Raw genomic sequence first — 13,087 nt, forward strand, 5'->3', positions numbered from 1 at the left:
CAATAATTCTATTTAGTTGTATCCCGCAATCAGCAGATGCAGACACGCAAGCTCTTCGACTGGTGGCAAACACTCTCACCTCTATCGCGAATTAGCGCTATCGCTCTGTTCGCTCCACTACTTGTGCTCAATGGTTGGGCAGTTTCTGCAATTTTTCATTACTTCCACTCGCTGATTGTCATTTTAGTCGGTGCGTCAGTGCTAGCGTTTCTGCTCAACTATCCCGTCAGCTGGATGGAGCGTCACGGTGCTAGGAGAGAACAAGTAGCTGTTTTAGTGTTTTTACTCGCCTTATCGGTTTTATTAGGTTTGGGGGTGACTCTCATCCCACTGGCTTTAACTCAAGCCCAGCAACTGGTGGCTCGTATACCGGAATTAATTGATTCTGGGCGATCTCAGTTGATGATGTTAAATGAGAAAGCAGAAAGCCTTGGCTTACCGATTAGCCTTGATGCTTTGGTCGTACAAATTAATGACCGTGTCAAGGGACAATTGCAAGCGATATCCGGACAAGTTTTAAATCTGGCTGTCATAACAGTGACTAGCTTGCTTGACTTTCTCTTAACAATGGTTTTGACCTTCTATCTTTTGCAGCACGGAGATGAGTTGTGGCAAAGTTTGGTAGACTGGCTACCCACGAGATTTCGTGACGCTTTTTCAGCAACAGTACGCCTGAGTTTTCAAAATTTCTTTATTACTCAATTAATTGCGTCAACCTGTATGGCGTCAGCCCTGATTCCCACTTTTTTGTGGCTAAAAGTACCATTTGGTCTGCTGTTTGGCTTAACCATTGGTATCATGGCTCTGGTTCCTTTTGGTGGATCTGTGGGTATAGCTCTGACTACGCTCATTGTCACCCTACAAGATTTCTCAATGGGGGCAAGAGTACTGATTGCCGCAGTGATTGTCCAGCAAATTTTAGAAAACTTAATTGCTCCTAGAATTTTAGGTAGCTTTACTGGTTTAAACCCCGTTTGGGTTCTGATTTCTGTTTTGACAGGTGCGAGAATTGGAGGGCTTTTGGGTGTTATTGTGGCAGTACCCACAGCTGTCGTTATTAAAACTGCTCTCAGTGCAGTGCGTCCTGCATCTAGCAGTACGGAAGAGGTTGAAGGTACAGAAACCATCTGCGTTCAACCACAAGGTACGGCTGATGAAAGTATCACGACGCCATCAAGTAACCATTCTGTAGAAGTAGCTGCACCCGTTGTTTCAGAATCGCCTTCTGGTTCTCAAAGCAATCGCAATGAGATAAATCCTAAGAAAGTGGCTCCACAATTGAACCCATAAACAAAATACTTCCTGTCCGATTATCCCGAATCGTACAGAAGAAGGGGCGATTGACAATCATACTGAACGGTTCTTCAGATGGCACTTTAGCTGATAATGGCACTATTCCTACAGAAGTAGCAGCAGCAGCTTCAGTGCCTTCTTCATTAACTTCAAGAAATGTTTTATGCTTAACTTCGCTAATTTTGAGGTTTTTACCCATGGCAGAAAAGTTAGCTTTATTACTAAAAGCCTCGCCCATACCTAATGCTGTTAGAGCTTTATTTAAGGTGATATCGTAGTCCATTTTAAAGCGAGGCAAGCGCACAAATCCTTCTCTTTTACTAAACTGAGACATCCAGTTGTCCCAGTTTTCTGCACTCAGATTTTGATAAAAGCTTTTTAAGCTAGATGTCTCTTTGGGAAGAAAAATATAAAAGCTCACGTTACCATCTTTACCATAAGGTAAACTTATTGCCTGAAATTGTTGATTCTCATAATATCTATAGTCACCTCTTTGTGACATCATAGGGTGTTGTTTCTGCTGACCCGATACAAGGTAAAATGGGCGATCGCTTGTTTGGTCTTTGTCAAATTCATCTGACCATCGACCTTTAAAATAAATAGCATTAATAAGGAATAAAACTTGATCGGTCTCGATTCTTTCTACAATTTTGTTAATTTTTCCTTCAGTACTATCGTTAACCCAGCTATTGATAATACTAGGTGCATTTGCATCTTTAAAGTTTAAATTGGCTATCCTAGCAGTATAAAAATCTTGGTTTCTTCGGATAAATTCTCGATCAAGACTAGCCTCTCTATTTACCCAAAGCGAATTCGCAATAGTCAGTTTTACGAACGGGTCGGAATTTTCTAAACTTTTCTTCAGCGCCGCGTTAGAGGAGTTGATTTGTTGTAAAGTCAACCCCTGTAACTCCAGCGCTTTTGTCATTGCTTCTCTCGTACTACCACTTGCTCCGTTATAAGTCATAGCTAAAGCAATGGATACACTTGAGGGGGAAACAAAAATATTGCGATCGCTCTCCTGATTCAGAACTTCAGAAAATAATTTAAACCCAAACTTTGTGTTAGCATTAACGAGTTTGTCGTCAGGAGTTGATGACTGTTTTGACATGGGAGATTCCGAACGAAGTAGATTCGTTTGTGCATACGCGCTCGTATTATTCCCGATTTGCGAACATCCTATAACACCCATAAGAACAACGCTAGCAGCAGTCAGAACATAGCGTCTCCCCAGACGAACTCCATAGCGTCTTTGCAAAAAATTTTCACGAGCATTGCTTTTCCGCTTCATTTGACTCCACAATCTCCTGAGACTTTGTTTTGACTATGGCATCTCAGGTGACTTATTCACTATATGGTTACAGTTTTGGCAACAGCAGCAGCACAATTAAACGGGAGGGACGCACTCCATTTAGATGCAAAGCGTTGTAAGATTGACAAAGAGTAAGGAACAAGGAGTCAATTATTCCTACGACAGCACAGCTATTAACTTGCTTTATTTTGACTTACTGGGCAACAAAGATGTACTTGCCTGTTAATGTTGTTCGCGTAGATGAACGCACAGGACAAGTTTTCTTTCTGGCGGGAGAGGAGACAGCAATTCTCATCAATCGTAACGGACTGTGGAGGCTATTATGACAAAGCCAAATTTTCAGGCGATGACTCGTAAAGATTTACTAGCTTATATGCTCGAACATCGAAATGACGATGAAGCATTTTATGCCTTGATGGACAAGGTAAACGCTGAACCTACTGGGGAGTTTTATCCCGCCCCACAATCGATTGACGATCTAAAACATTTTCCCCAATTGTTAGAAAAATTCCGTCAAGAGAGAGAAGATGAAGCGCATTCCTGATGGAGAGGATAATAGCAGAGGAATAGGCAAAAGTCCTTACCTCGCTCCTACACTCCACCAAGCTAAAGCATAGGCTTGAGTGGCTTCGTTTACTTTTTGACGGGACTGAACGCGAATTTTGTAGTTACCTGTAGCAGGAACGGGACAAAAAATGTGCTCTACGCTGTCAACATCACTGATTGAGGAACAAACAGTCGCGCTCTCAATACCTTCTCGTGCGTCTGCTTTAACTAAATGAAGGTCGAGATTGTTTAAACCGCGATCGCGAAAATCCTCTCCTGCGTCAAATAGACCGTTCTTATTTTTATCGTTAAGTTCTACTAATCTATCCCAACTTAAGGTAATAGCAACAAAGCTTCCCTGTTGTAAAGGTTTCGCTATTGTATAATCTATATAAGATAACGCATTAACTGTACGGTAATCCCATCCAAGACTGGGTACAGGTTGTGTTGGATTCCATTGACCGGCGCTAAATTGTTGGTAAGCTCGGAATGCGTTTAAATGACCTGTTCCCATTTGAGCATCTAAGGGAATTTTGGGGTTTTTGTAGGCATCAGAGTCAAACCAGTCTTTGTTAAGCTTATCAATAAGTGTCCGCGTCATTCCCAAATGCGAACCGTTGCCAATGTCTTTGATTTTGTCTGTAGAATTCATCAGCACGGCTTTCATCACTTCATGACGACGGGAATCTAAACTCCAGTTAGTTCGTTTTGTACGCAATTGTCGATCGCCAAATTCTTGTAATAAGGCGACTGTCGCTGTCACTTGAGGAGCAGCAAAGCTTGTTCCCGTTACTTTATTCAATTTACCATCTGGGTTAAGTAAAGTGATATTATTACCAGGCGCAACTAAAGCGATCGCGCGACGCGGACCTAAATTAATTTCTTTCCCAGCCAGTCGAACAGCTAGCCCTTCGCTAACAGCCGCCAAATTAGAAACATCAACTTTATTAAAAATTCCCGAACGACGAGATGAAAAAGCCACGTTCATTCCGTTATAGTTATCAGTAGGGATAGGAATTCCTCCCTTGCCTTGATTACCTGCAATAATATATAGGGTATCGTGAACGCGACTAGACCAGTCAATGCACAGCGTTAGCAGAGCTTTACCATCTAAAGTAGGTGATGGGCGGGGGTCGCGGTTTAATGGTTCGCCAAAGCTAAAATTAATAGCCCGAATATCTCCACCATTTTGTCCTGCGATATGCTGTGCAGACATACATTCTTCTGGTTGACCCAAGTTTTTACCAGACCCTACCGCCGAGGAGTAAAGACGCGCTTGTGGAGCAATACCGGGCAGAGCTTTATCATGGCTTACCATAACACTAGCGACATTGTAGGCATGCGGATCGACACCACTATTTGATTTAGCCAGTCCATTACGTAAAAATACGCCTGCAAGGAACACGGAGCGATTCTTAGAAACTGCCTTATCTAAGCCAAATTGACCCGGACGCCCAATTTCTACCTGACCGAGCGCTATCTTGCGACCTGTTAAATTATATGGTGGTTTGTGTAACTTAAAAGCATCAATACCATTAGTTCCAAAAGGACTGTCCAAAGCAATAGCTAGTACGGGCGCACTCAAACAAGCAACACCACTACCCCAAATAATCCAAGTGTGTTTGTTCACCATAAATAGTTAGTTGTTGGTTGTTGGTTGTTAGTTGTTAGTTGTTAGTTGTTGATGATTGAGAAGTACCACTAACCACTAACTACTAACCACTAACCACTAACCTTTGTTACTATATTGACAGACGAGGACGCTTAAAAAGCCACTAGCCATGACCCAAACCCTATCTACAAAGCCCATTGTAATCGCTCCATCTATCCTATCAGCAGATTTTAGCCGTCTGGGAGAAGAAATTCGAGCAGTAGACGAAGCAGGTGCAGATTGGATTCACGTAGACGTAATGGACGGTCGTTTCGTCCCCAATATCACGATTGGTCCTCTGATTGTGGAAGCGATTCGTCCAGTCACGAAAAAACCACTGGATGTCCACTTAATGATTGTGGAACCAGAGAAGTATGTAGAAGACTTTGCGAAAGCAGGCGCTGATATTATCTCAGTCCATTGCGAACACAACGCTTCACCACACCTACACCGTACTCTCGGTCAAATTAAAGAATTAGGTAAGCAAGCCGGTGTTGTACTCAACCCATCAACACCACTAGAACTGATTGATTATGTTCTAGACATTTGCGACCTCATATTGATTATGAGCGTCAACCCCGGTTTTGGCGGTCAAAGCTTTATTCCTGGCGTAGTTGCCAAAATTCAAAAATTACGTCAAACTTGCGAAGAACGAGGTCTCAACCCCTGGATTGAAGTGGATGGGGGGCTGAAGGGCAATAATACTTGGCAAGTTTTAGAAGCAGGCGCAAATGCGATCGTGGCTGGTTCTGCTGTCTTCAAAGCCAAAGATTATGCTGAGGCAATAACTGGGATTCGCAACAGCAAACGTCCTACTCCACAGCTAGCAACAGCATAATATCTATTCTTTCATAAAAAAGGTGTTGGAACCTATCAGAACCCCGGTTTCTTCAAGAAACCGGGGTTCTAATTTCCGCCTATCCGTTTTCAATTCAACAAACTACCTTTATCGGTGGCGACCACCCAACCACTTAGCTGCAGCTAGCCCCAAAATAGCTCCTACAACAGGATTGCTCAGAAATCTCATAATACCTGGTTGCTCTGCCAAAACTTCGCGGAAAATATCAGGATGATTGTGATAAGCGAAGGATGCAAGTTTGCTCACATCATCAGCACTCATACGACCGGGATGGTGAGTAGAAAGACCAAGTTGTTGTTCTAATTGCCGGTCTTCTAAACCTCTTTGTTTTAAATGCTTAAAAAAGGCACGAGCTACATCATCCCGTTCATTCGGTTTAATTTGAGAAATTGCCTTTTGTAATTCTGGTTCCATTTGATTGGTAGGAATTCGGTCTGGATGTAAAGACCGACCAAACAACTGACGTCTTTCGTCTGCTGTTGTCCTTTGGGCAAAATCATCAAAATTCTCGTACTCTGTTCCTGAAGAGTTTGAAGTATCATCTAGTGATTCAACATCACCTTGAGCCAAATCTTTCATGATTTGACGTCTATATTGTTCGCTACTACTCATTTTGAAATCTCCTTGTTAATTGTTGGTTGTTAGTTGTTACTTGCTAACCACTATCTACTAACCACTAACCACTATCTACTAACCACTAACCACTAACTATATTGAAGTTGATTCGTTTGCACATCGTACTGAACAGTCAAAATTCGCTGTTTATCTGGTGCAAATACAAGAACTGTTAAATCCTGTTTTGGAAAGTTCCGATGAAAACCTTCAGCTAAAGACTTTGCTAATGAACGCACTTCATTAGGAGGAACTTGAGAGGAAATAACGACACCAAGCTTATTGTTGTCACGCACGTAAGCATCTGAAATTAATCCCTTTGATGCTTGGATAACCCAATCACCAAAACTTTCTCCGTTTGGGGTATTTCCTCGCTCTAATTCTCCATAAGCAACATCTCGGCTGACTGCGGGCTGATTAGTCGTGCGATTGACTTGTGCTACAGCACCACCCGAGCAAGCAGTGGTAATCGTCAAGATTAAAATCAAAACGGAAGCTACCAATATTCTACGGCTCTGTTGAAGCCAACCCATTTTTCTTGCCTCCAAAAAACTTTCAAAAACTCCCCATTTTTGACCCTACTCCCCTCCCGATAGTCTTGGTGTCTTGGTGATACCTGTGATTAGGTAATCTTTAGGCGGGATAGGAGTAGTTTCCAATATGCTTCGGTTGAGGGTTGTTAGTGCTCTTCAGAAACCCGGTTTCTTGAAGAAACCGGGTTTCTATTCAGGCTTATCCAAAGCGTATCAAGCTATAACACTTGTCATTTGCTTGCTGAGAGCGATTCACCCTGACCGATTACTTAAACGCTACGCAAAAGGCATTTGTTCTAGTCAATATTTTTCTTGACTTTATCTTTTACGTCTTCAACACTGTGACGTACTTCGCTTTCAGCTTGCTTTGCTTTACCTTCAGCTTTATCTTCTGGATCTCCAGAAACATTTCCGATTGCTTCTTGAGCTTTTCCTTCGATGTTTTTAGCAGCTGCTTTAGCGCGATCTTCTAAACTCATAATTGTTCTCCTTGATTTTTTCAAAGCTTTTCATTAACTTTGAAGCTTTTTGTTATTACCCTTACAAAGTAACTTAATCTTCTTTCTAAAGCCTTCCGTCACGAGATACATTAGTTGTCTATCCTAAAAGGTGGAGAAGGTCATGTATTACTATTCCTACCTTGATTAAGACTAAATCGAAAAAATTAATGAAAATTAAGATATTTCAGAAACAGGGTTTCTAGACTTCAAGCGTATGTAATATCAGGTTCGGTTAAACGCTTATAATATCTGTAGTAGGGGTTGAGGAACGAAACCCAACATGAATTCTCAGCTTGTGTTGGGTTTCTCCACGGTAAGTCCAACTTAGTGTTAATAGATTTTATTATAAATAATGAGCCGAAGTTGATATAATACCATTTCACCAAATAATTGCTACACACGATCGCCCTTAGGGCATGTTTTCAAACGACTTGTTTAGCCTCCTAATTTTCTACATGGAATTTCAAGTTAGCTATCATCAATACACAATACTGCTTAGATCTGAACCGAACCGTATTGGGAAGTCTCCTACAAGGAGTATGGTGAATAAATTAAATGTTACTGTTTCTTTTTCGTAAAAAACCGCCGATACAATTCACAACCTGCGATCGCTTGAGATCCAGAAAGTTTAATCAGCCCCATACTGCTTAACTTGTGAGTTAGGATGGGATCTAAGGGAACAGCTGCATTGGCATTCAGAACGGTATCAAAAGCTTGTGCTAACTCAGGCTGTTCTTGCAAAGTTGCCAAGTGACGCTGCAAATGATGAGAATAAATTCCGCTAGCAGTGGGAGCAGTTTCTAGCAGTTGCGACAGAGTTATCTCCTTTCGACCCAGATGATAGAGTGCTAAGTGTACAAGTGCCGGATGTCCCCCAACCATTACCATTAATTGTCTGGCTCCTTCCCCATCTGTCCAATTGAGTCCATAGCGTTGGGCTAACTGCTGCACCTCTTCTTGGCTGAAGGTGTCTAATTGAATCGGTAACCCTATATTGAAAGGAGACTGATTAAGTTCGAGAGGAACATAAATATCTGTTGAGTGAACCACGAGCAGACGAAGCTTTTGCCAAACGGGCAGTCTTTTCGCTTCTTCGTACCAAGAACGCAACAGAGGTAGAAAATCCTTCGCTACTTGGGGATACTCGAAAATATAGTTCACTTCATCCAACGCCAAGATCAGGGGAGCATTAATTGACTTTAGTAAATATTCCTGAAAGTAGAGGGTGCAGCTAATTTTACTTCCCAAATCTTCATCCCAATACTCGTCTAACATCGGTTGACGCTGAAGCTGGCGAGCGATGTTGGCACATAACCAGCGCAAAAGTTGATTCAAGTCGCTTAGAATTGCCCGCTCGACTTGTTCTAGATTCAAGCTGATAGTGTAGTAGCTCTGGCGGTTCGCATAGTCAAGAATCCTCAACAGCAGTGAAGTTTTGCCCATTTCTCTAGGAGCTTTAATTCTGATTAGCGCTCCTGGTTTCCCAATTTCTTGATAAACTTGCTCCTCAAGGAAAGAACGTTCGAGGTAAAAGGGAGAGTCAAGAGGAACTGAGCCACTGGGGTAGCAAGGTGACCTATCCTGCTTAACTGTGGGGGGAAATTGCGTCAGGTCTTGTCTCAAAGGTTTTGTTTTTGGGGCTGCTTTGGTGATGGCATAAGTCTCCAACAGCATTCGACAGTTTTTTTTGGTTACGCGCTGACCAATGACCTTGGAGAGTCGCCCAAACAACTCTGGAGCAACGACATTGGTAAAGTAGCCGGGACTATAACCTGCCTCTATCGCCATTTGGTTATAAGTTCTATACTGCCAAATGCCATGCAGAATCAGGTTTTCTGTGGAATTAAGGGGGCGATTGTGGCTCTCAATTAGCAGGCGGTCAATAATTTCAAACAGACAATCAAGGTTCATAGAGATTACAGGCAAATGTCACGCTTGATTCAGACAGAAGGCAGACAACTGTAAGACTTACCCATTGACAAAATTTTGATTGTGTGGTTTATGCCATAGTGGACATAAATCACCTCAACAAAATCGGGGTTTTGAACCTGGAGGATATAAGCCTTCCTTCTACTTCTTATATAAGTGCAATTGAAATCAATTTATGCACTGGCGGAAGATGGAACGTGGATTGTAAGCTGAACAATTTTGCAGCCACAGTGCAATTGATCCGCAGATACAGACAAGGAAAAAGTTTTGTAACGTAACATCATGAGCAAATTAGCGCTCGTGGACAGCTGACATCACTGTGCTAAAAGAAAAATCAAGCTCAATTTTCTAATTCAATTTTTTAACTTTAGATTTGCCTAGGGGTTGAGAGTTTATTTTCTAAGTAAATAGCTGAAATCAAGATTTTTATAAAACCTTTTTAATACAAGTATTACCTATTATTCTCTCATGAGAGTGATAGAATAATGTTAAGTAGTTAATCAAAATTAATGACACAAAATTAGATTAGAAACCCTTATCCAGTTTCAGTAGACTGAAAAATGAATGCGATTGCCTTTGGCACCGCGATCCCCGCAATCATTCTGGGGAAAAGACGAAGATTCGGACTCTTGTCTAATTAACTTTTCTAAAAAATTATTCTATAAGCAAAGCTAATTACCTTAGGGACTTCCAGAAAATAAATTGTCCCAAAAAAACAAGAAACAACATTTTATAAATAATGATAATCATTAAAGAAAGATGAACAGGGCAAACGTACCTTGTCAAAAAGAAGCTCTCAATGTCAATAAACCCTCAAATAATCGCATTAATGCTCGCTTATTGACAATATTTTAAGTAATTGCCCGAAGGGCAGTGGGCTGAGCGCAAAGCGCACGCTCCGCGAACGCCCAATCACTTTAACTCCTGAAAAGCCCATCAAACAATAAATTCTTGTTCTCAAGTTAACACACTAATTAAGGATTTTGTCAAGACTAATTAAGATGCGCTTGCCCTGAATTTTATCCCGTGATGCAAAAACATAAAAAGCATTGTTTGTCAATATTTAGAGAGCGGCTCCTTACCCCGAATTATTAACGGGATACTTTGGAAACAATACATAATTTACAACTATTTGAGCCTTAACTGAACCGTATTGCGCTAGAATTCCACTGGAATTAGTCAACAAATAACTAATAACGATCGATGCAACGTAAACCCCAATTCAATCCTTGTTACTCTGTTGAAATTATAGAAACAGATAATGTATTTTTGTTGTCCGAGAGAGAGAAAGTCTGGTTAAGCGATCGCCTTTCTTGTAGTTTAGCTGCTTTAATCGATGGGGCTCGCAATATAGATGAAATTATTGACATCATTCAACAGTCACTACTGCAAGACCCAAAATCTTTACAGTCAGGTACTACCTTCTTCCAAGAAGTTCTCAATGTGAGTATTAAAGCCCAATATGCTTTATTAAAAATGCAACAAAAGGGCTATCTTGTTCAAGAAGATAACTCTCTCCCATCGCACTTAGGCATATTCTGCCATCATCTCAATATTGATCCCACGGTAGCCCATCAAAGATTGCGCTCGACTAAAGTAGCAGTAAAAGCTAATGGTTCGGTTGCTGCTGAAAACTTCATTGCTGTGCTTGAGTCTCTCCAAATTCAAGTAGCAGACGAAGGTGATTTGACAGTAGTTTTAACCGATGATTATCTCAATACCGAGCTAGATAAGTTCAATCAACAAGCCTTAAAGTCCCAATCTCCCTGGATGCTGGCTAAGCCATTAGGGACAATAGTCTGGATTGGTCCTTTATTTAATCCTCGGAAAACAGGTTGTTGGAACTGTTTAGCCCAGCGTTTGCAAGATAATAGACCGATTGAAGGGTTTATTCACAGACAGAAGCATATTTCTTCCCCTTTAACTCCTCCTTTGGGATTTTTGGAATCTACAGTACAAACTGCATTAGGAATGGTAGCCACAGAGGTGTTTAAGTGGATTGTCCAAGGGGAAAATCAACAATTAGAAAACAATTTGATTGCTTACGATGCGATCGCACTGCAAACTCAAAATCATAGCTTGGTTAAGCGTCCTCAATGTTCTAGCTGTGGAGATATGGTAAATGGGTTAACCAACAACCCCCTAAGAGTTGTTTTAGAACACCGCCAGAAAACCTTTACCGCCGATGGAGGACATCGTTCTTGTTCGCCACAAGAAACTCTCAGGAAATATCAACATCTTATTAGCCCCATTACTGGCGTTGTGCGAGAACTCAATAAAATTCCTGGGAATGGATTAACTCATAATTACATTGCCAAACATCATTTTCTCAGTATTTTCGACGATTCAGCTAGTTTGCGTCAAAATTTGGGGGGTAGAAGTGCAGGGAAAGGTAGGACTGACTCTCAAGCTATGGCTAGTGGTTTCTGCGAAGCGATCGAGCGATATTCTGGGGTGTTTCAAGGGGATGAAATTAGAGAAAAAGGCAGTTACCAACAAATGGGAGACAAGGCGATCCATCCCAATGTTTGTATGAACTTCAGCCAACAGCAATATCAAAATAGAGAACAATGGAATATTGAGTGTCAAGGCTGGTTTCAAAAAGTCCCCGAACCTTTTGATGAAGAAAGAGAAATTGACTGGACTCCCGTTTGGTCTTTAACCCACCAAAAATTTAAGTATCTGCCAACGGCTTACTGTTATTATGGCTATCGACCGTCCTATAAACCCGACTGTTGGGCTGATTCTAATGGATGCGCGGCGGGTAATACTCTTGAAGAAGCAATTCTGCAAGGGTTTATGGAGTTAGTAGAGCGGGATGCTGTCGCGTTATGGTGGTATAACTCCCTACAAAAGCCTCAAGTGGATTTAGATAGTTTCGACGAGCCTTATTTTCAAAGCCTGAAGCAATATTATCAAACTATTAATCGGGAACTTTGGGTTTTAGATATTACCAGCGATCTGAGTATTCCAGTTTTTGCAGCCATTAGCCGGAGAAGCGATTGCTCTGTAGAAGATATTGTTTTGGGTTATGGCGCTCATTTCGATGCCAAGATTGCTATTAGTCGAGCTTTGACTGAAGTTAACCAAATTTTACCTAACGTTTTATTTGCAAAAGCTGATGGTAGTACGAACTATCCTCCATCAGCCGATCGCTTGGCGGTAGATTGGTGGAAAACTGCAACTTTAAGCGATCGACCTTATTTAGTTCCAGACAAGAGAATTGCTGCTAAAGTCAGTGGCGATTATCGCGAAATGGCAAGTGACGATTTACTCGAAGATGTCAAGCTCTGTCAACAAATTGTTGAGAACAATGGTTTAGAAATGCTGGTTTTAGATCAGACTCGTCCCGATATTGGACTGAGAGTTGCCAAGGTAATCGTTCCTGGAATGCGCCATATGTGGAAAAGGTTAGCACCCGGACGGCTTTATGAAGTTCCGGTGAAAATGGGTTGGTTGCAAGAACCACTGACAGAAGAGCGGCTCAATTCTTTTCCCATGTGGATGTGAGGTTCTCCTTACTTAGTGATGTTATTTTTCATGAGTTTTTCTATGAGTTCTGGGATGAGTTTTAGGAGTTTCAGAGACTAAGAGAAAAACTAATATCAAAGGTAGTTCACTGCGATTGAAGCTCACATTCCGCTCCCAAACTCCTGGCCTGTTTGTTGGTGATTTTAATCGTATTAAGTACTTAGACAGAATTAATTACACACATTGTTTTGCTGTTTCCTGTTCCCGTTCGGCTGACGCTCACGGCGAAGCCTGTTCCCTGCTTCCACGAATGAATTTAACCCTTCGGCGTCGCTCAGGGTTAAAGCTGAGCGTAGTCGAAGCTTTAATTTTGTCCAACAA

At 41.5% G+C, this 13,087-nt stretch carries 11 protein-coding genes; 5 read left to right on the top strand and 6 right to left on the bottom strand.

Annotated elements, in window-relative coordinates:
• Window positions 1–36: 36 nt before the first annotated feature.
• Window positions 37–1,290: an AI-2E family transporter gene (locus WA1_RS40585; RefSeq protein WP_017742750.1), complete on the top strand. Its 1,254-nt coding sequence runs from the start codon at window positions 37–39 to the stop codon at window positions 1,288–1,290.
• Here WA1_RS40585 and WA1_RS40590 read toward each other — a convergent pair.
• A complete protein-coding gene (locus WA1_RS40590) occupies window positions 1,259–2,584 on the bottom strand; it encodes a serpin family protein (RefSeq protein ID WP_017742751.1) in 1,326 nt (441 codons plus the stop codon). The genes WA1_RS40585 and WA1_RS40590 overlap by 32 nt on opposite strands.
• Window positions 2,585–2,757: 173 nt before the next feature.
• Between WA1_RS40590 and WA1_RS61970 the strand changes: the two genes are divergently transcribed.
• Complete coding sequence (locus tag WA1_RS61970) at window positions 2,758–2,931, top strand: DUF6888 family protein (protein WP_419183632.1); 174 nt, start codon at window positions 2,758–2,760, stop codon at window positions 2,929–2,931.
• Window positions 2,928–3,149: a DUF6887 family protein gene (locus WA1_RS40595; protein ID WP_017742754.1), complete on the top strand. Its 222-nt coding sequence runs from the start codon at window positions 2,928–2,930 to the stop codon at window positions 3,147–3,149. Before WA1_RS61970 ends, WA1_RS40595 begins: the two co-directional genes overlap by 4 nt.
• A 36-nt stretch (window positions 3,150–3,185) precedes the next feature.
• On the opposite strand, the gene WA1_RS40600 is transcribed toward WA1_RS40595, so the two are convergent.
• On the bottom strand, window positions 3,186–4,784 hold the full coding sequence (locus WA1_RS40600) for a S8 family serine peptidase (RefSeq protein ID WP_017742755.1): 1,599 nt from the start codon (window positions 4,782–4,784) through the stop codon (window positions 3,186–3,188).
• Window positions 4,785–4,932: 148 nt separating this feature from the next.
• On the opposite strand from WA1_RS40600, the gene rpe reads away from it, so the two are divergent.
• Window positions 4,933–5,640: a ribulose-phosphate 3-epimerase gene (gene rpe / locus WA1_RS40605; protein ID WP_017742756.1), complete on the top strand. Its 708-nt coding sequence runs from the start codon at window positions 4,933–4,935 to the stop codon at window positions 5,638–5,640.
• A 108-nt stretch (window positions 5,641–5,748) separates the two neighbouring features.
• Here the strand turns inward: rpe and WA1_RS40610 are convergent, their stop codons facing one another.
• The 4 genes from WA1_RS40610 to WA1_RS40625 all read right to left on the bottom strand — a co-directional run bounded on the left by WA1_RS40610 (window position 5,749) and on the right by WA1_RS40625 (window position 9,217).
• Window positions 5,749–6,273, bottom strand: coding sequence for a hypothetical protein (locus tag WA1_RS40610; protein WP_017742757.1), 525 nt, complete (start codon window positions 6,271–6,273; stop codon window positions 5,749–5,751).
• A 92-nt stretch (window positions 6,274–6,365) separates the two neighbouring features.
• Window positions 6,366–6,806 carry a hypothetical protein gene (locus WA1_RS40615; RefSeq protein ID WP_017742758.1) on the bottom strand — a complete coding sequence of 147 codons (441 nt, stop codon included), beginning with the start codon at window positions 6,804–6,806 and terminating at the stop codon, window positions 6,366–6,368.
• Window positions 6,807–7,102: 296 nt separating this feature from the next.
• On the bottom strand, window positions 7,103–7,285 hold the full coding sequence (locus WA1_RS40620) for a CsbD family protein (protein WP_017742759.1): 183 nt from the start codon (window positions 7,283–7,285) through the stop codon (window positions 7,103–7,105).
• Between the two features lie 579 nt (window positions 7,286–7,864).
• Entirely contained in the window at window positions 7,865–9,217 is a 1,353-nt protein-coding gene (locus tag WA1_RS40625) for an AAA-like domain-containing protein (protein ID WP_017742760.1), read from the bottom strand.
• A gap of 1,221 nt (window positions 9,218–10,438) precedes the next feature.
• Here WA1_RS40625 and WA1_RS40630 point away from each other — a divergent pair.
• Entirely contained in the window at window positions 10,439–12,745 is a 2,307-nt protein-coding gene (locus WA1_RS40630) for a TOMM precursor leader peptide-binding protein (RefSeq protein ID WP_017742761.1), read from the top strand.
• Window positions 12,746–13,087: the final 342 nt, after the last annotated feature.

It is taken from the genome of Scytonema hofmannii PCC 7110 (assembly GCF_000346485.2).
GTDB lineage: Bacteria > Cyanobacteriota > Cyanobacteriia > Cyanobacteriales > Nostocaceae > Scytonema > Scytonema hofmannii.